This is a genomic window from Chitinophaga niastensis (assembly GCF_003014755.1).
Lineage (GTDB): Bacteria > Bacteroidota > Bacteroidia > Chitinophagales > Chitinophagaceae > Chitinophaga > Chitinophaga niastensis.
Window position 1 is genome coordinate 589,929 of sequence record NZ_PYAW01000004.1, and the last position, 18,838, is coordinate 608,766.

General features: G+C 44.0%; 15 protein-coding genes. 4 read left to right on the forward strand and 11 right to left on the reverse strand.

The genetic code is table 11. The annotated features are described in order from the left end of the window. Positions 1-30: 30 nt before the first annotated feature. The 4 genes from CLV51_RS20915 to CLV51_RS20930 all read right to left on the reverse strand — a co-directional run bounded on the left by CLV51_RS20915 (position 31) and on the right by CLV51_RS20930 (position 6,441). The gene (locus CLV51_RS20915; RefSeq protein ID WP_158267086.1) at positions 31-1,146 is read right to left on the reverse strand and encodes an efflux RND transporter periplasmic adaptor subunit; all 1,116 of its coding nucleotides are present in this window, start codon (positions 1,144-1,146) and stop codon (positions 31-33) included. Beyond that, entirely contained in the window at positions 1,130-4,279 is a 3,150-nt protein-coding gene (locus CLV51_RS20920) for an efflux RND transporter permease subunit (protein ID WP_106530025.1), read from the reverse strand. Before CLV51_RS20920 ends, CLV51_RS20915 begins: the two co-directional genes overlap by 17 nt. Before the next feature lie 13 nt (positions 4,280-4,292). Beyond that, positions 4,293-5,669 (reverse strand): TolC family protein, encoded by a 1,377-nt coding sequence (locus CLV51_RS20925; protein WP_106530026.1) that lies wholly within the window; start codon positions 5,667-5,669, stop codon positions 4,293-4,295. Between the two features lie 256 nt (positions 5,670-5,925). Then, on the reverse strand, positions 5,926-6,441 hold the full coding sequence (locus CLV51_RS20930; protein ID WP_146151339.1) for a DUF6252 domain-containing protein: 516 nt from the start codon (positions 6,439-6,441) through the stop codon (positions 5,926-5,928). 345 nt (positions 6,442-6,786) lie between these two features. Here CLV51_RS20930 and CLV51_RS20935 point away from each other — a divergent pair, with 345 nt between their 5' ends. From CLV51_RS20935 to CLV51_RS20950, 4 genes are all read left to right on the forward strand, one after another. After that, positions 6,787-7,596 (forward strand): helix-turn-helix domain-containing protein, encoded by an 810-nt coding sequence (locus CLV51_RS20935; protein ID WP_106530028.1) that lies wholly within the window; start codon positions 6,787-6,789, stop codon positions 7,594-7,596. A gap of 44 nt (positions 7,597-7,640) precedes the next feature. Beyond that, entirely contained in the window at positions 7,641-8,432 is a 792-nt protein-coding gene (locus tag CLV51_RS20940; protein WP_106530029.1) for a helix-turn-helix domain-containing protein, read from the forward strand. A 110-nt stretch (positions 8,433-8,542) separates the two neighbouring features. After that, entirely contained in the window at positions 8,543-8,998 is a 456-nt protein-coding gene (locus CLV51_RS20945; protein WP_106530030.1) for a carboxymuconolactone decarboxylase family protein, read from the forward strand. A gap of 160 nt (positions 8,999-9,158) precedes the next feature. Continuing rightward, the gene (locus CLV51_RS20950; RefSeq protein ID WP_106530031.1) at positions 9,159-10,493 is read left to right on the forward strand and encodes an MBL fold metallo-hydrolase; all 1,335 of its coding nucleotides are present in this window, start codon (positions 9,159-9,161) and stop codon (positions 10,491-10,493) included. Here CLV51_RS20950 and CLV51_RS20955 read toward each other — a convergent pair. The 7 genes from CLV51_RS20955 to CLV51_RS20985 all read right to left on the reverse strand — a co-directional run bounded on the left by CLV51_RS20955 (position 10,490) and on the right by CLV51_RS20985 (position 18,756). Beyond that, positions 10,490-10,960 carry a heme-binding domain-containing protein gene (locus CLV51_RS20955; RefSeq protein ID WP_106530032.1) on the reverse strand — a complete coding sequence of 157 codons (471 nt, stop codon included), beginning with the start codon at positions 10,958-10,960 and terminating at the stop codon, positions 10,490-10,492. The genes CLV51_RS20950 and CLV51_RS20955 overlap by 4 nt on opposite strands. Before the next feature lie 151 nt (positions 10,961-11,111). Continuing rightward, positions 11,112-11,741, reverse strand: a complete 630-nt coding sequence (locus tag CLV51_RS20960) for a DUF3347 domain-containing protein (RefSeq protein WP_106530033.1) — start codon at positions 11,739-11,741, stop codon at positions 11,112-11,114. Positions 11,742-11,779: 38 nt separating this feature from the next. Continuing rightward, entirely contained in the window at positions 11,780-13,003 is a 1,224-nt protein-coding gene (locus tag CLV51_RS20965) for an efflux RND transporter periplasmic adaptor subunit (protein WP_106530034.1), read from the reverse strand. 4 nt (positions 13,004-13,007) lie between these two features. Further along, complete coding sequence (locus tag CLV51_RS20970) at positions 13,008-14,315, reverse strand: heavy metal-binding domain-containing protein (protein WP_106530035.1); 1,308 nt, start codon at positions 14,313-14,315, stop codon at positions 13,008-13,010. Then, on the reverse strand, positions 14,293-15,546 hold the full coding sequence (locus CLV51_RS20975; protein WP_106530036.1) for a TolC family protein: 1,254 nt from the start codon (positions 15,544-15,546) through the stop codon (positions 14,293-14,295). The genes CLV51_RS20970 and CLV51_RS20975 overlap by 23 nt, the downstream gene beginning before the upstream one ends. Then, positions 15,530-17,464: an efflux RND transporter permease subunit gene (locus tag CLV51_RS20980; RefSeq protein ID WP_106530037.1), complete on the reverse strand. Its 1,935-nt coding sequence runs from the start codon at positions 17,462-17,464 to the stop codon at positions 15,530-15,532. Before CLV51_RS20980 ends, CLV51_RS20975 begins: the two co-directional genes overlap by 17 nt. 2 nt (positions 17,465-17,466) lie before the next feature. Then, on the reverse strand, positions 17,467-18,756 hold the full coding sequence (locus CLV51_RS20985; protein ID WP_106530038.1) for an efflux RND transporter permease subunit: 1,290 nt from the start codon (positions 18,754-18,756) through the stop codon (positions 17,467-17,469). Between the last annotated feature and the right edge of the window lie 82 nt (positions 18,757-18,838).

Below are 18,838 nucleotides of genomic sequence, written 5' to 3' on the forward strand. Positions count from 1 at the left end.
TCTTACATTCCAGGCATTAGCACACTGTTATTATTTCATTATCCAAAAACCAGTACTACCCGGCTTTCTTTCATCCGTAGCTTTTTTCAGTAAAGTATCGCCGGCCGATATATTTCCAAATATTTCAACGCCTGCATCCACCGTCATACCTTGCCTAACGTCCACCCATTCAGCTTTACCCTTGTTTACCCGGATGACGAACTTTTTTTCCTGCGTAGTAGCAACGGCAGTAAAAGGAACGATGAAAGAAGAAGTACCTCTTTCCAGGTTAATCTTTACATAAGCAAAAGCACCTGCTTTCAGTAAGTGATCACTGTTATCTACCTGGAATTCCCAGAGTTCTGTGCGGGTAGCCGGATCAATGGTTTCCGATTTACGGGTCAACACCGCTTTGAAACGCTGTGTAGGGTAGGCATCTACCCGGAAATCAATATTTTTTGAAGTGCTGGCTGCTGCCGTATATATTTCCGGCACAGCGGCACGGAGGCGCAGTGTGTGGTTATTCTGAACAGTAAGCAGCATCGCGTTGGTACCTACAAGTGCACCCGGATCGGCCTTACGCGCTGTGATCACACCATCGAATGGTGCGGTGATATATAAATATCCGGAAATTGCTTTATAGGCCTGCGACTGTTTACTGGCGGCTATATAAGTAGCACTATCGGCCAGCATTGAGTTGCGGGTACGTTCCAGGTCAACAGGGGCTACAATGCCGGGTGTTTTTGCCTGAGATGCCCGGTACAGGCGTTCATAATTATCTTTGCTGGAAGCCCACTTAGCTTTAGCTGATTGTAAGGCTGCTGCTGATTCAGCAAACCTGCTGTCTACTTCCGGCGCTTCAATAACAGCCAGCGTCTGACCTTTCTTTACATGATCGCCCAGGTCTACTTTCATAGCGCGCACAAAGCCCTGCACTTTTGCAAAGAGTTCTGCACTTTCGTAAGGGATCAATTCAGCAGTTAGTTCCACTGTTTTTTTAACGGTGTCTTGTTTTAAGATGAATACCGGCACGGTATCCTGAGCGGTACTATTATTTACTTTCTCCTGCTCCTGCTGTGCGTTTCCGCAAGCTGCCAGTATGATAACCAAATTGATGAAAGCGATGGATCGCATATGATTGAACTTGTTTTTATGATTGTTTGTCATAGTATCTGCTATTAAAATCATCCGGATCTAAAGAAACATATTTGTAGGGTCTTCTTCCGATCATCAACTGATACACATGTGGTAAAAAAAATAACACGCTCACCGCCGAAAAAAGGAGCCCACCAATTACCGCAATGCCTAAAGGAGCTGTTTGATCACCGCCTTCAGATATACCTAATGCCATTGGGATCATGCCGGCAATCATGGCAGCGCTGGTCATTAAAATAGGCCGTAAACGCGCTGCTGCTGCCTGCATATGCCCCATTTGAATGTTATCTTTCCGGTTATGTTCTGCATTGGTAATAAATAATACCGCATTGGCAATGGCTACACCTACGGCCATAATAGTACCCATATATGACTGTATATTTAACGAGTTACCGGTAATAAAGAGGAATAACAATGATCCGGCTATTACTGCCGGTATGATAGATAAAGTAGCTACTGCAACACGGAACGACTGAAAGTAAACAGCCATTACGAGGAATATAACTATCACGGCTATCAGTAATCCAAACTGCAGACTTGTTAATGTTTGTTGCAGTAATTCCGGCTGACCGCGCAGCAGGATCTTAGCACCATTGGGGAGTTTACCCATGCCGGCAATGATCTTATTTACTTTATTAAATACCGTTCCCAGATCCTGTTGATGTGCATTGGCGGTAATCGTAATGTAACGTTGCTGATTAAGACGATCATATTCACCCGCTACAATTGTGCGTTTCCAGGTGGCCACTTCACTTAAATAATGGGTATTGCCAACACCGCCGGATATAGGAATGGCCTCCAGCTGAGCGGTGCTGTTCATACGGTATTCAGGATATTGCACCTGCACCTGGTAAGCCGTACCTGTTGTTTTATCCAGCCAGTAACTGGGTGTAGTAAAACGACTGGAAGAGGTAGCCGTTGCAATAGAACGGGCGGCCTGATCGCCGGAAATTCCCAGCTGTCCGGCTTTAACACGATCCACATCTAATCTGATAGCAGGATAATCCAGTGGCGTAGCAATCTGAAGATCACGCAAAGAAGGAATGGCAGCTAGTTTTTGTACCAGTTCCTGTGCGGTTTTCCTGCCTTCTGCGAGGTTACGGTTGACTACTGCTATTTCAATCGGATTGGTGCTGCCGAGGTTCAATACCTGCTCTACAATATCTCCCGGCTCAAATGATATTTTTGCGTTAGGGATTTCTTTTGTTATCGCTGCACGTAATTTTTCTCTAAAAACTGCCATCGGAATAACACCTCTTTTTAATTTTATTTTAGTAACAGATTCATGTGGCCCGCTGGTCCATAAATGAATATAGTTGACCGGATAACTGGAAGGCTGTGTACCAATAAAAGCAGACGTGATGAGGGTATTATTTTTACCGGAAATACTATCAGCCAGTGCTAAAAGCTTTCTGGTGGCATCTTCTGTACGTTCAAAGCGGGTGCCTACGGGCAAGCGTAAACGAACTTGTGTTTGTCCGCTGTCGGTTTGCGGAAACAGTTCTGTGCCTGTAAAAGAGAAGAACAATAATACAAGTCCTGTTGAGATAACGAGAAATAAAGCCGTTACCCATCCGAAGCCGGATTGTAAACGTTGTCCTGCTGCAATATATTTTTGTTTCAAGTGATGATAGAAGCCCTTTCCTTCCTGCATTTCCTTATTGCTTAAATGCGCTTTCAACAACCAGTTAGCTACCACCGGCACAAATGTTTGCGACAACAAAAAAGAAGCGATCATTGCAAAACCCACTGCCAGCGATAAAGGCATGAACATAGCTTTGGGTACACCATTCATAAACAGGGCAGGAACAAACACTGCCAGGATACTCAACAGGATTAATAATTTTGGTCCTGCTATTTCCCGGCAGGCATCTGCTATGGCGCGTGCTTTACTTTTGCCGGCTTCCTGGTGACGATGAATATTTTCAATGGTAACAGTGGCTTCATCTACCAGGATACCCACCGAGAGTGCCAGCCCTCCCAGTGTCATAATATTGATCGTTTGACCGGTGAGATATAGCAGCGTAGCAGAAGATAGTAACGCCAGCGGAATCGTCATTATTACGATCAGCGCACTACGGCGGTCGCCGAGGAACAGTAATACCATCAAACCCGTGAGAATGGCTCCCAGTCCGCCTTCAAACAGCAGGCTTTTCAGGGAGTTGATCACATACCCCGACTGATCAAATTCATAGGTTACTTTAATATCTGATGGTATAGCTGCCTGCATATCCTGCAATGCTGCCTTTACTCTTTGCACTACATCCCAGGTGGAGGCATCGGCGCGTTTGGTAACCGGAATATAAACGGATCGTTTGCCATTGATCAGCGCATAGCTGGTGGTAACATCCGAGCCCATTGTAACATTGGCAATGTCTTTTACATACACAACAGGACCGGCTCCTAATTGCAGCGGCGTATTCTGCAAATCCTGCAGGGATTCAATAACACTGTTTTGCGGAGTGATGTAAGTAGTATCACCAATGCGCACATTACCCGCAGGAGAAATGGTGTTAAACTTAGCAATTGTCTGTACCACCTGGTCAGGTGAAAGATTGTGCCCACGCAGCTTATCAGGATCTATGGTGATCAACACCGTTTTTTGATTGCCTCCAAACGGTGGTGGTGCCGAAACTCCCGGCAAAGTTGAAAACATAGGTCGCACACGAAACAATGCCAGATCGGATATCTCCCCTAATGATTTGCTGTCTGAGCTGAAAACCAGTTGTCCTACCGGTACACTACCCGCATCAAAGCGGGTAACGAATGGAGGCACCGTTCCTGGCGGCATAAAGGCCCTTGCACGATTCACATAACCTACTACTTCCGCCATTGCCTGGCTCATATCAGTGCCTTCATTAAATTCTATTTTGATGAGCGCTGCGCCCTGTATGCTTTTAGACTCTACATATTTAACACCGGTGATGTATAAAAAATGATATTCATAATAAGAAGTAACAAAACCTTCCACCTGTTCCGGCGACAAACCACCGTAAGGCTGTGCTACATATACTACCGGCAGGCCAAGGCGCGGGAATATATCCACCTTTGCATGGCGGATAGACAGGTATGAAAAAAAGAGGATGGCAATAACAGCTACCAGTATTGTAACAGGATGCCTTAATGCCGAAATGATTAGTTTCATAAATAGTGTATCGTTATTTCAGTTTATCTGTAAAAACTTTCAGGTCACCATTTGCGGCTGCTAATTCTAACAACGCATGCCATGTTTGTAAAAAAGCAGCAGCTTCACCTGTTTCCGCTTTCAACAGGTCGTATTGCCCCTGAATCAACCTGGTAAAATCTATTAATCCACTTTCATAACTAAGTTTCAGTCCATCAAAAGCATAGCGCGCTGCCTGTGACTGGATCAACGCCTGCTGTGCTATCAACAGATTCTGATCGTAATTAAACTGTGCTGTTTCTTTTTGTTTTTGCAGGTTCAGCTTTACCTGATCCAGCTGCGCTTCATCAGATTTAAGTAACAACCGGTATTGTTTTTTTTGCAGATTGACTTGTGAAAACTGAAGGATCGGGAAACTTAATTGTACACCGGCACCATAGTTTTTTCTTGTTAAGGACCAGCCATCTGCTTTATTTACGGTGCCATCTGCGGCTACACCTGAACCACGGGCAAACGCATTGGCCCAGAGATCCAGCTTAGGCCGCCATGCGCGTTGTATTTCTTTCAGCGCTGCTTCGCTCACTTCTTTTTTAGTCTGGTAGTATTGAAAAGCAGGATGCGCTGTAAAAGGAGCAGCGGTATCGGCGCCGGATGGTAATTGATTGATCAGTGATGTATCTGACAATAAAATATCATTTGGTTTATCTGGTAAACCAGCCAACCGGGTAAGTTCGGCCATCTGTGCATAGTATTGCCGTTGCACTATCAGCAGGTCTGTTTGCGCCTGTGCCAGTACCGATTGAAACTGGGTGGTATCAATACCGGGGCGCAGTCCTTGCTGTGCATATACGAGGGATTGTTGTAGTCCTGCTTTAGTACGTTCAATATTAGCCTGATAACTCAACAATAGTTTTTGAAGATACACTGCATCCAGGTAAGTGGATATAGCTAAAAACTGCTGACGGAAAAGCGCGTCATTATAATAACTACCAGCTAGTTTGTATTGTGCTGCTGCCTTTTCAACGGATGCCTGCCGCTGCCCGAAGGTGAGCGGGTTCCATTTTACCATGGCTGCTATAGCAGTACCAGGAACGGGATCATACACGTTTCCCGTAGATGGCGGGCCGGTCATAGGTGCAATCAGCCCCGGATAACTAATGCCGATGATATTGTTGTAAGTAGCATAACCTGCCTGATAACCTGCAGTTACTTCCGGCAGGAGTGAGTTTTTCGCAAGGCGGACATTGTACTGCGCTGCCTGGGATTGCTGCTCATATGCTTTCACTTGTGGCTGCGACTGGACCAGGGATAGTAATTCTTTAATGTGGATGGTCCTTTGCTGTGCTATAACAGATAATGATAGCAGGATGAAACAAGCGCATGTTAAAACCCTTTTATGGTAAACATTCATTAATCGACTATTTTAAAATATTGCTTATCCAATCTTTTGGCAGGCTTCCGGCGTTCAGCCATATTGCCCAAATTTACAATATTAAAAAGGGGGCCACAAGCTCCTGACATTATTTTTATGCTTCAGGGGTTAAATTCTTTTATGGCGGGAAAATTACCGGGATCTTTTTCTTTCTGAAACAACCACAAAAAAGCCGCTCTCAGAGCGGCCTTTTGTGCTTTATTGATCAGATTTCAGGAATGGATATGTTTGTAAATTATTTGGACGTAGCAGGCGTAAGTGGAATACGGAAGGTGCCATCTGTTACCTGTATCGTTTTATCAGCCTGGCTACTACTCGCGGTAAAATAAAACGTGCCTTCCATCCATTGGCCGTCCTGTTTTGTAATGACTATCTGGCCTTTGGTTTTATCAAGGAGCGCTTCACCACCGTTTACAATATAAAGATCAGCGGCATTTGTTTCGTTAATGTTTAATTTTCTACCTTGTGGTTCATCTTTATTCACACCTAATCCGATATAACCTCCGTCGTCGATATAGCCTATTACCCTGTCTATGCCTTGTATGGGCATCATAGCAACAGCCACCCAATCTTTGCCATTTATTTTAGCTTTCATGGAATAGCCGGTGGCGGAAGTGGCAATTGAACCGGGGCTATGTTCCTTCACAGCGCCTTGTATGCCTGCTGCCAGCTTTTTTGCATCGCTTTGCTGTTGGCTCTGACAGGCAGTCAGCAGGCATATGGATATCATTAGTAATGAGTACAGTTTCATGGGGATTTTTTTACAAAGTTTTTCTGACATTATAATTACTGAATACGTAGTTCGATTACTAAGCAATAGCCCGATAGTACTGTTAAAGGGATAAAATGCCCCCGTAAACGGATGGCCGGTACGGGAGCCTCGTGCAGTACAGCGTATATACGTTAAAGTGCCGCTGGATTGACAATCAACAGTATCGATAACATCACCGATAAAAAATCAATGTAGTTGACCAGGCGTAGGGGCATGGCTTTTTCCAAATAATTCTTCCATAACAAAGCTACATGCCGTGTTTTTCTTAAAATTGTAAAAAAGCGCAAATCTTGATACCTTACAGCAGGAATAAACCTTTGTCTTATGCCTTCTAAATGGTTTTATCCGGCTAGCCCTCTCCGCGAATACATCTCAACATATATCCTTAGCGATTATACGGATGGGTTTGTAGGCACTACTACCTATATGTATCCTACAGGTTCGGCCGTTTTATGTTTTAGTTTAGACAGACCGGCTATATTTAAAGAAATCAGTTCGGGGCAAATGATCAAACATGCCAGGTTTAACTTCATTCACCAGTTTAAGCAACCCCGGATTTACGAGGTGATCGCATTTCCTGCTAAAGTATTGCATGTTATATTTAAGCCCTATGGTGCATACAGGTTATTGGGCATCCCTCAGAATTGTTCATTTGACGAGCACGGAACATCGCTACCTGGTATCCTTGCAGATAAAATAATACCCCTGTTAAACCAGATTGAAGACGCCGGCGATAACAGCCACCATGTAATCAGATTAGTAAATCAATGGTTGGAAGACCAGCTTATTAAAAAAGAAAAACTGGATGTTGCCCGTGTCAGACATGCCTGTATGCTGATAGAAGCCAATCAGGGCAATTTATCTATTGAACAATTAGCGAAAAAGGTATGGCTTTCAAAAAGAGCATTACAATATCAGTTCCAGGAACAGGTGGGCCTGTCGCCTAAATTGTACAGCCGCATTACGCGGTTCAACGCCTTGCTGGCAGGGATAAAGAATAATCAACTTACAGACTGGCAGGAGATTGTGTCTAAATATAATTATTTTGATCAGTCACATTTTATCAAGGAGTTTAAATATTTTTCAGGAAATTCACCTGCACATTTACCGGATATCCGGGCTATTTTAAGCTGAGGACTATCTTTACATTTAATCACAACGAATTGCAGCATCACTCCATGATCAACATAAGTACTTTATCTGCATACGAGGAAGCCAACCAGCCCAGACGTTTGATGGAATACCTGCTGATATGGTGTTCAGAGGGCAGCATCACCATCGTAGTGGATGAAAAAGAATTGATACTGCATAAACATGAGGTGCTGACAATTACATCAGGGCAAATCCATTACTTCAAAAAACGTGTTAAAGCCGAAGGATATATAATGGGATTTACCCTTAACTTTTTTTGTAAAGATGATAATGATATTGAGCTTATTTTTCATAACGGCTTATTCTGTCATTTTGATCTGAACGAAGTTATTCCGGTGAAAAACCATACTGTCATTGAAAATCAGCTGAGCCTTATCAGTGAAGAGCTCCAGGCAAAACCATATCAATACCTTATCTCCATTCATTCCAGGATTGAGCTGATGTTAATTACTATCAACAGAGAAAAAGTGGAGAGGGGAGATGAAATCTGGAAACCCGATGCCTTGTTTTTGAAGTTCCTGGATTTAGTAAGATCCAACTTCGATAAAAACTATACGGTAAAAGACTGTGCCCGGCTATTAAACACCACGGAAGCAAAGCTCAACGAACAGTCAAAAATACATGCCGGAAAAACTGCCCAGAATGTTATTTATCAATTGATCATTTCTGAGGCCAAACGTTTACTTACCTATCAAAACCTATCTGTAAAGGAGGTGGCCTATAAGTTAGGCTTCAACGATCCTTTCTATTTCTCCAATTTCTTTAAAAAATCGGCCAGCATCTCTCCCAAATCTTACCAAAGTAAAAACAATCTATAGATCTTACATGCTTTTCTGAGGATTGTCTATTTTTTGAGGTATAGGTGTGTGCTACTTTTGTTTCATCAAAACGAAACGAAGCACAGATAACTATTTCTTAAAAAAAAAGTATGAAAAAGAGAATAGATTTTAATGTTGTACAGCCTAAGGCTTACGATGCGATGGATGCACTGGACAGATATGTAAATGAATCATCCATCGGTAAACTGCATAAAGAGCTGATTAAAATAAAGGCTTCCCAGCTAAATGGATGTGCCTATTGCGTAGACGCTCATACTGCTGATGCTCAAAAGCTGGGGGAATCGCTGCAACGGATTTTTCTGATCAGCGCCTGGAGGGAATCAGGAAACATTTTCACCGAAGCCGAAAGATTACTGTTTCAGATAACAGAAGAAATTACATTGATTAGTCAGCATGGATTAAGCGAAGCTACCTATGAGCAGGCTATCGCGATTTTTGGAGAGGAAAAAACAGCAGAAATTATTATGTCTGTAGTCACTATTAATTCCTGGAACAGAATTGGGGTGGCTACGCAGCTGCGGCCGCTGAAAAGAGTGCAGCACTAAAAATATTATGTAGCAGTAAATAGCAATATGAAAGAGTGGGCACCTGGATAAATACTTCAAGGTGCTTTTTTGTACCTTGCCTTAAATAGCCTCTTGCCGGTACCTGGGTGTATGGGAAATTCCATGAAAAATTGCCTCATTAAAAGTTAAACACACAGCAATGGATATAAAACAATTCGAAGATAAAGGCCTGGCTCATTATTCTTACGCTGTTTACAGTAGTAGTACCAGTGAAATGGTGTTAATTGATCCCTCCCGGAACATTACCCCTTACCTTGATTATGCTAAGTCGCTGCAGGCAAAGATTACAGGGGTAATAGAAACACATCCGCATGCCGATTTCATCAGCGGACACCTGGAGCTGCACCATACCACCGGCGCAACATTGTATTGTTCCAAACTGCTGGGCGCTGCATATCCGCATACAGGTTTTGATGAAGGAGATGAAATAAATATGGGCGCCATAAAGCTCAAAGCCCTCCATACGCCCGGGCATTCACCAGACAGCATCAGCATCGTACTTGTGCGTGATGGCAGGGATAAAGCCGTGTTTACCGGCGATACTTTATTTATTGGTGATTGTGGAAGACCTGACCTGCGCGAAGATGCCGGAAACATCAGCACCACAAAGGAAGTACTGGCAAAAAATATGTATCACACGCTCCGTGAAAAATTAATGGTATTGGCAGATGATGTTATCATTTATCCTGCCCACGGCGCCGGTACTTTGTGTGGAAAGTCATTGAGCACAGCTAACTACAGCACTATGGGAGCGGAAAAGCTAAGCAACTGGAGTTTACAGCAATATACAGAAGCGGAGTTTGTGGGCATACTGATAGCAGAGCAGCCCTTTGTGCCAAAATATTTCCCCTATAATGTATCGCTCAACAAAAAAGGAGCACCCGACAGGGACATCTCTTTAAAAAATATTCCGGTACATTCCGGCAACTTTATCTTTGATAAAAATATAATCATTGTTGATGCCCGTCCGGCGCATATTTTTAAACAGGGATTTTTACCCAATGCTATCAATCTGCAGGATGGTGATAAGTTTGAAACATGGCTGGGTAGCATTATTGCGCCCGATGAAGCTTTTTACCTGGTAGCTGAAGATGAAGCACACCTGCAAACAGTTATGGAGAAAACAACAAAAATCGGCTACGAGCCGTTCATCGCCGCAGCGGTTGTTTTCAGTGAAGGAACAGAAAAGATGATACCTGTTCCCTTATCCGATTTCAAAGCACATCGGGAGAATTATGTTATTGTAGATGTTCGGAATACCTCCGAAGTACAGGACCATCCTATCTTTGATAATGCCATTTCCATTCCGCTGCATCAGCTACGGGAACGCATATCCGAAATACCTGTACACAAACCTGTTGTAGTACATTGTGCCGGTGGATACCGTAGTGCCGCCGGAAGTAGTATTGTAGCAAATGCGCTCAGGGGAAAAACAAATACGTTTGATCTGGGCGAAGCGATAAATGAATTCTAATGGCTTTTAGTGGTATCAATTTTATTTAATGTGCTGTCAATCCAATTCGTGATGGTTTCCTGCTGGGTTGTAGTCAATTTTGCGTCTGTATGAATCAGGGTATATGATGTGAGCGGCATATCTCCCTTTGTTATCTCTTCTTTCATTCGTTTTAATTTATTGCGTTGTCTTTTGGGAGAATAAGTACCGTATTCATTAAAATTCAGTTCCTCTTTTCCGTTGTTGATATGGCTGGCCATAAACCAGCCCACTGGCTGAATGTTCACATACCAGGGGTACCTGGTGTTGTTGCTATGACAGTCATAACAAGCGGTTTTCAGCATCGTTTGTACATCCTCAGGCATTGGATGTAACCGTGCGATATCATTTGGGGAATCGTGGCTGCTTTTATTTCTGGCCGGGCGTAAAAACTGGGCCAATACTAAAATGACTAAGAGTGAAAGTAATACGATGCTGCTTTTGCGCATACTGGATTTTTTAAATATTGATTAATAAGGGACTGATTAAAAGAGTTCACTTTCAACAGCTATGTCTGCACGCTGGGAAATCACCACCCCCGGGCTCTTGTAATCACCACCCTTCCTGACAAGGAGGGGTAGTGATTACAAGAGAATGAAATTACTGAATTACTTCTTCTACTATACCACAGGCAGGCATTTTGTTGCCGAAATAAGGGTTTTTAACCGCCCTCACTTCACTTAACCACAATGCACCTTTGTTATCATTGTACATAGGGCAATGGTCGTGATACAATGTTTGTCCGCCACCGAATGCCTTCACCAGCGCATACACATCTTCACTCATCTGGGCGAAGTGTTCACGTTGATGCGCAATATTACCTTCGTTTTTGCCGATATGCGCTGCATGTTCTTTCAGATCATCTTCATTTTCCTTGTACACTTTTTGCTGCTCGGGTGTTAATAGGGATTTGTCAACCTTTAACATAGCCGCTGCCATGGCTTTACCACCGTTGGCTGTTGCTGCTGAATTATCATCCGCCAGGCCATTTTTAATCTGAAGATAATCATCTATAACGGATTTCAAAGAAGCCACTACTTTGGCATCCACATTTGTAAACTGAGGTTTTAAGGTTGCTACAGGTTTTTCATCTGTTACTTGTTTTACGGCCTGATCGGCCATGGTAGCGGTGTCATGGTCATGTCCTTCATGGGATGTTTTGTTACTGTTATTGCAGGCGGCAAAGGTAACGGTGGCAATGGCTAAGGCACCGAGGATGATTGTTTTCATTTTTCTGTTTTTTGATTTTTATAAAAAAGATAAAAGATTTAATGTTGATGCTTTGACATATTTGCCATCGGATCAGCTCCTTTTTTAAGCATGTATTCAGCGTATAATAAATACGCGCCTGTAATTACTACATTATCTCCTGCTGTTAATCCGTCCGTAATTTCTACAGCATCAAAATTTTCCAGGCCGGTGGTTACCATGCGGGGTTCAAATTTACCCTGGGCTTTTTCAATCCATACATGTGTGCCTTTACCATCCCTGATAACTGCATCTACGGGCAGGCTCAGTACATTTCCCTTACTTTTAACAGGCAATAATATGTTTGCCTGAAGTCCGGGTTGCCAGCGGTTATCAGGGTTGGCGATACTACCACGTACCTGCATCAACTGACTGCCGCTTTGCAGTGCAGGATTAATAAACTGTACCGTCATGGTTTGCGGCTCGCTTTCCCAGCCGGCAACAATCACTTTCACGGATTGCCCTACCTGGATGGCAGAAGCTTCTGCCGGGTAAATATCTGCTTCCACCCATAACTGATGATAAGCTTCCAGGCGCATAATGGCGCCACCTTCCGTTATATATTGTCCTTCAGACACAGACAGCTCCGATATCACCCCGCTGGCAGTAGCAGGATAAACGACGTAAGGATTTACTTTTTGCAATTGCAATAGCTGATTGATTTGTGCATCGGATTGATCATACAACACCAGCTTTTGCCTGGCGGCCTTTTCAATTTGCTGAAACCGCGTATCATCCGGGAATTGTTTTACCTGTGCGGCAGCTAAAAGGTATTCCTGCTGAAGAGCAGCCAGCTGCTCAGAATAGATCTTATATAAAGGCTGACCTTTATTCACTTTCACACCGGTTTCCTTTACATATAACACTTCTATCCGACCAGGTACCCTGCTGGAAATAACAGTCGTTTTTTCAGGATCTGTTACCAGTCTGCCATTCAGCTGCTTATAATCAGATAATGCACTGATGCCTACCGTCATTGTAGTGATGTTAGCCAGGGCGATCTGGCTTTCACCTAAAGTGAGGGTGGCATCTTTGGCATTTTTGTTAAATGGCACCAGGTCCATGCCGCATATGGGACAGGTACCGGGTTTGTTCTGCACAATTTGCGGATGCATAGAACAGGTGTAGGTTTGCTGGTTTTCAGCTGTTATCTTTTTCTTCTCTGCCTCTTTACAAGCCGTCAGTAATACTGCCGGCGCCAGTAAAACAAACGCAACTGTTTTTACAAAATTTTTTCTTTTCATATGATTATTGTTGCATTTTATTATTTGTTTTAATGAAGCTTTCACTATCCACCAGGTAGGCCGCATTAGCAGCTACTTTCCAATCACCAATGTTGGTATTTACCTGTATCATATCCTTCGCTTCGATACCTGTTTCTACTTCAACAGGAACATAGGCATCGCCTTCCTTTTTAAACACAATGGATTTATTTCCTAAGCGCCACACGGCCTTTTTAGGTAACCACCAGCCATCTGTATAAACAATAGGAATGGTGGCGTTCAATAGCTGTCCTACCTGGAAATTATTATCCCGCAGGTATACCCGCGCTACTGTAAAGTTTTCGTTATTACGAAAAAGTGGTTCTATCAAATCAATACTGCCTGATTGTATGGCATTGCTGTTATTAGTAGGATAGAATGACAATTGCTGACCGCGTTTTATCCTCGCCGCCAGCTGTGGTGGAAAAGCAAATGCAGCTACCAGCGTTTTGGCCTGGTATATTGTAAACAGCGACTGACCCGCACTTACATATTGCCCTTCCCGGAGTAATACCGGTGTGGCGGCAGGTGCGGCAGGAGCGGGGCTTGCCGTTGCAGGGGAAGCGCTGCTTCCCATAGTGCCCATGCCATCAGCAGCGGCTGTAGCCACAGGAGCTACCACCGTAGCGGCGGCAGATTGCTCTAAAATATAACCATCACTGTTGCTGTATACCGGAACCCGGTACAAAATATTACCCGTTTTCAGTACCTGGTCAATCTGGCCGGGTTGCATGCCCAGCAGCTGTAGCCGCTGTTTTGCGCTGGCCAGCATTTCACTGCTGTTATGTGCTATGTACAATAATTCACGCTGGGCTGCGGCCAGGTCGGGAGAATATACTTCCATGATCAGCTGCCCTTTTCTGACTGGCTGGTAATTATATTTCACCAGCAATCGTTCAATACGTCCGCCAACCCTGCTGGAAATACCCGTTTGATTGCGGGTATCATAGGTAATAACGCCATTTACTTCAGATGAATAGGTACGGGTACCGCTCTCCGGAGCAATGGCAGGAATAGAAGCTATCACCTGCGCATTGACGGGCTTGGTTAACCTGGCAATACTACTGTCCATTATCAGCTCCTTATTGGCATCTTTCAATACCAGGTCCATGCCGCATATCGGACATTTGCCGGGCTTCTCACTTAGTATCTGCGGATGCATCGGACAGGTATATTGCTGCGCGGCTGTATGTTCCGCATGGGGGGCTTTACCGGCTTTGCCTTTGCAGGCTACCAGTCCTGATAACACAAGCAATGCCCCCAATAATATTTTAACGATATAATTGTTTCTCATAATCCACTATCATTTCGTAGAGATTTAATTTTTCATCCAGTATGTCAGACTGCATCATCGTGAGTGCTTCCCAGGAATCGATCACGTTAGTCAATGCCAGTTTGTTTTCCTGGTAATTCAGGAAATTAACATCCAGGGTTTGCTGTAAAGCGGGGATGATTTTTTCTTCCATAGCGGCAATATGATTTTGCATAGATTGTATCTCATACTGCATACCATATAACATCCCCTGTGTTTCCTGTAACATGGCAGCTCTTTCCTTTTGCATCGCCTGCACATTGTATTGGATGGCTTTGATTCCAGACTTGTACATTTTGGACGACCATGGCGCAATAGGAATACTGATCATGCCCATCGCGCTGAAAGCTCTTGGCATCATGCCATCCAGCGGTTGCATATGATCAAAACGTACTTTAAAATCTGGCTTCTTTTCCTGCTTTATACTTTCTGCATCCAATTGCATCGAACGGATACTTTCCTCCATTTTAAACACATCTTTTCTGACTGCTGCCAGTGAAGCCGTATCATAAGAGGATGCCACTTCAAACACAGGCTGATAAGAAGTATCTATTTCAAATTCCTGGTTACCCGGCGCATTCATCAGGCTGTTGAGCCATGATCTTGCCTTAGCAATCACGCCTTCCTGTAAATGGATCTTGTTATGGTTCTCTTCAATCTTCGCAGTAGCTTTATACACACCGCTTAACTGCGATTGATTATATGGGTATCTGACTTCCTCAATTTTTTTCATCATCACCATGATCTTTGCATTCTCCTGCAATACAGTAATACGCTGTTTAGCGATCAGCCAGTTAAAATAAAGCCGCTTTGCCTGTGCTTTAAAATCATTCAGAGTGATGTCCCTGGTAGCCCGTTCTATATTACCTTGCGAGGCGATGTATTTTTTCTTAGCAGTTAATTTGGCAGGATTAGGAATGTCCTGTTCCAGCTGCAACATCAGGCTGCCTTTGTCGCGGTTATCCATGATTTTTTGTCCCGGATAAGGCGTCATAAATGTTCCCACGCCTACCATGGGAGCCATCCAGGCGGTGGCTGCATCAGCGCTGTATTTGTAGCTTTCAGCTTTTAAGCCATACGACTGTAACAAGATATTGTTCCTGTCTATTCGTTGCAGGATGCTGTCCAGCGGCAATGGGGTTGCCTGTTGCGCAAACAGGTGCAAAGGCCCCCAAAGCAGTATCCATAGCATATATTTAGTGATGTACTTCATGCATTTGTAATTTTCCGTACTTACGTAATTCGTATTCTTTCGACATTAAAAAGATGAGTGGTGTAACCAGCAAAATATGTGTGGAAGAAGTGAGTACACCACCAATCATTGGTAACACAATTGGCTTCATTACATCCGTGCCTACACCACTGGCCCAGAGCACGGGTACCAGTCCGAATAAGGATACACATACCGTCATCAGTTTGGGGCGTAAACGTTTAGCCGCCCCGTAAATCACATGTATCCGCAGGTCTTCTTTAGTAATGGTTGCAGCGGAGTTGCCTTTCTGTTTGATCAGTTGCTGCATGGCATCATTCAGGTAGATCACCATTACAATACCTGTTTCCACCGCTATACCAAATAAGGCGATAAAGCCCACGGCCACTGCAACAGAGAGGTTCACGCCCCAGAAATAGATCATATAGGCGCCACCGATCAATGCAAAGGGCACTGTAATCAGACTAAGGAATGCTTCTCTGATAGAATTAAATGCGAAATACAGGGAGAAGAAAATGATCACCAGTACTATCGGAGCAATCCACATCAGGGTTTGCTGGCCACGGATCAGGTTTTCGTATTGTCCGCTCCATTCCAGGTAATAACCTTGTGGTAGTATACCTTTGGCCCGGCTCATTTTATCGATGGCTTCCTTTACGGTACCACCAAGGTCGCGGCCACGTACATTAAATAAAACAGCGCCGCGCAGCATCGCATTTTCAGAGGTGATCATCGGCGGGCCATCTACAAATTTCACATCTGCCACAGCAGATAAGGGTACTTCACCAAAGGAGGGCGACATAACAGGAATACGGTTAATACGCGCTACACTGTTACGGTAGTCCTGCGCTAGTCGTACACTGATAGAAAACCGCTGCCGGCCTTCAACGGTGTTGCCGATAGGAGCCCCGCCCAGTGCTGTTTCCACGGTTTGATTGACATCATCCACATGGAGGTTGTAGCGTGCCAGATCGGGCCTGCGAACATCAATATTGAGGTACTTACCACCGGTAACAGGTTCCACATATAAGTCCATGATGCCCGGGGTGCCTTCCAGCGCCTGCTTTACCCGCTCAGACACCGACGCAATGGTATCCAGGTTTTGGCCGTACACCTTCACGCCAACGTCTGTACGAATACCCGTTGACAGCATGTTAATACGATTAATGATGGGTTGTGTCCATCCATTTACCACGCCGGGAATCTGTAGTTTGGCATCCAGTTCATTGATGATATCTTTTTTTGTTTTGCCTTCCCGCCATTGTGCTTTTGGTTTCAGCATGATGATGGTTTCAACCATACTGATGGGAGAGTTATCGGTAGCTGTACTGGCGCGCCCGGCCTTACCCAGCACCTTATCCACTTCAGGAACAGATTTGATGATCTTGTCCTGCACCTGCAAAATGCGCTTGGCTTCTGCATTGGAAATATCGGGTAGTGTTACTGGCATAAACAATATACTTTGTTCATCCAGCGGAGGCATAAATTCGCTTCCAAGGCTTTTCAGCAGCGGGATCGTAATTACCAGCGCAATTACGTTGATAGCGATAGTGATTTTGCGCCATTTAAGTACACCTTTTATGATCGGTTCATATATCTTTTCCAAAATCCGGTTTACCGGATTGGCATGATCCGGTCTGAATTTACCTTTCATAAAAAAAGAGATCAGCACCGGCGCCAGTGTTATAACCAGGAGTGCATCCACAATCATGATAAAGGTTTTCGTATATGCGAGCGGGTGAAACAGTTTGCCTTCCTGGCCCGTGAGCATGAACACCGGCAGAAAAGAGGTAATGATAATGATGGTAGCAAAAAATACCCCACGGGATACCTGTTTGCTGGATTGTTCTATTATCTTTAACCGCTCTTCTTCAGATATCCATTGCGGCGATTTTTTAAATTTATTCTTCAGCCAGTTCATAGTTAACTATTTTTTTGTTCTTCCTGCCACTGCGCATACCGCTCTGACAGATGTTTATAGGCATTTTCACTCATGATGATCCCATTGTCAACAATAACGCCGATGGCTAGTGCTATACCGGTAAGAGACATGATGTTGGAAGAAATCCCGAAAGCATTCAGCAGGATAAAACTGGCAGCCAGTGTAACCGGAATTTGTATGATGATGCTCAGCGCACTGCGCCAGTGGAAGAGGAAAATAATTACAACAATAGATACCACCGCCATTTCCTCTATCAGCGTGTGTTTGATAGAATCGACGGATTCTTTGATCAATGCGCCGCGATCATACACAATATCAAACTTTACGCCGGGTGGAAAACCTTTGGCCACTTCTTTCATTTTGGCCTTCACCTTATCAATTACTGCTGCTGCATTTTCTCCATAACGCATCACAACGATGCCGCCTACACGCTCTCCTTGTCCGTCCTGATCAAAAATACCCAGCCGGGTTTCGCCGGTCATTTGTACTGTTGCTACATCTGCAATACGAATAGGGATACTGTTCTGCGTCTTAACAGGAATGTTCTCTATTTCCCCGATTGATTTTAAATAACCGGATGTTTTGATGATATAACCGATGTCGCTTAACTCAAATTTTCGTCCACCGGATTCATTGTTATTGGTGCGGACAGCATTAATTACCTCCGCCACAGAGAGGCGATAGTACAGTAGCTTGTTAGGATCAACTGTTACCTGGTATTGTTTCTGAAAACCGCCGAAAGACGCAATTTCACTAACGCCTTCCACATTTTGCAAGGCAAATTTTACGTACCAGTCCTGCAATGCGCGTTGCTCCCCGAGGTCCATATTGGGTGCATCCAAAGTGTACCATAACACATGCCCAACGCCGGTGCCATCCGGCCCCAGCTGTGGTGTAACGCCTGTAGGTAAGGTTTTGGATACGGTACTTAATCTTTCCAGTACCCTTTCTCTTGCCCAATAAATATCTACATTATCATTAAAGATGATGTAGATGAAACTCATACCGAACATGGATGTACCGCGTACATACCTGATCTTAGGGAGCCCTTGCAGGTTAGTCACCAGTGGGTAAGTAATCTGGTCTTCTATCAGCTGTGGCCCGCGGCCCATCCATTCCGTAAATACAATTACCTGGTTTTCCGATAGATCGGGGATGGCATCAATGGGGTTTTTCTTTACAGCAAAAATCCCCCAGGCAAACAAAGCTGCTGCCATTACCAGCACAATAAACCGGTTGCGTAATGACCATTCAATAATGCGATGTACCATATCTGTTTTTTCAAATGCGACAATTATACAGCTGTAGCCATACAGTATAAATGATAGTGTTGTGCGGATAATTATAATGGGA

Excerpts from the sequence above, each read along its gene's own strand:
- CLV51_RS20915 (WP_158267086.1), bottom strand. The coding sequence starts at position 1,146 with ATGACAAACAATCATAAAAACAAGTTCAATCATATGCGATCCATCGCT.
- CLV51_RS20920 (WP_106530025.1), bottom strand. The coding sequence starts at position 4,279 with ATGAAACTAATCATTTCGGCATTAAGGCATCCTGTTACAATACTGGTA.
- CLV51_RS20925 (WP_106530026.1), bottom strand. The coding sequence starts at position 5,669 with ATGAATGTTTACCATAAAAGGGTTTTAACATGCGCTTGTTTCATCCTG.
- CLV51_RS20930 (WP_146151339.1), bottom strand. The coding sequence starts at position 6,441 with ATGAAACTGTACTCATTACTAATGATATCCATATGCCTGCTGACTGCC.
- CLV51_RS20935 (WP_106530028.1), top strand. The coding sequence starts at position 6,787 with ATGCCTTCTAAATGGTTTTATCCGGCTAGCCCTCTCCGCGAATACATC.
- CLV51_RS20940 (WP_106530029.1), top strand. The coding sequence starts at position 7,641 with ATGATCAACATAAGTACTTTATCTGCATACGAGGAAGCCAACCAGCCC.
- CLV51_RS20945 (WP_106530030.1), top strand. The coding sequence starts at position 8,543 with ATGAAAAAGAGAATAGATTTTAATGTTGTACAGCCTAAGGCTTACGAT.
- CLV51_RS20950 (WP_106530031.1), top strand. The coding sequence starts at position 9,159 with ATGGATATAAAACAATTCGAAGATAAAGGCCTGGCTCATTATTCTTAC.
- CLV51_RS20955 (WP_106530032.1), bottom strand. The coding sequence starts at position 10,960 with ATGCGCAAAAGCAGCATCGTATTACTTTCACTCTTAGTCATTTTAGTA.
- CLV51_RS20960 (WP_106530033.1), bottom strand. The coding sequence starts at position 11,741 with ATGAAAACAATCATCCTCGGTGCCTTAGCCATTGCCACCGTTACCTTT.
- CLV51_RS20965 (WP_106530034.1), bottom strand. The coding sequence starts at position 13,003 with ATGAAAAGAAAAAATTTTGTAAAAACAGTTGCGTTTGTTTTACTGGCG.
- CLV51_RS20970 (WP_106530035.1), bottom strand. The coding sequence starts at position 14,315 with ATGAGAAACAATTATATCGTTAAAATATTATTGGGGGCATTGCTTGTG.
- CLV51_RS20975 (WP_106530036.1), bottom strand. The coding sequence starts at position 15,546 with ATGAAGTACATCACTAAATATATGCTATGGATACTGCTTTGGGGGCCT.
- CLV51_RS20980 (WP_106530037.1), bottom strand. The coding sequence starts at position 17,464 with ATGAACTGGCTGAAGAATAAATTTAAAAAATCGCCGCAATGGATATCT.
- CLV51_RS20985 (WP_106530038.1), bottom strand. The coding sequence starts at position 18,756 with ATGGTACATCGCATTATTGAATGGTCATTACGCAACCGGTTTATTGTG.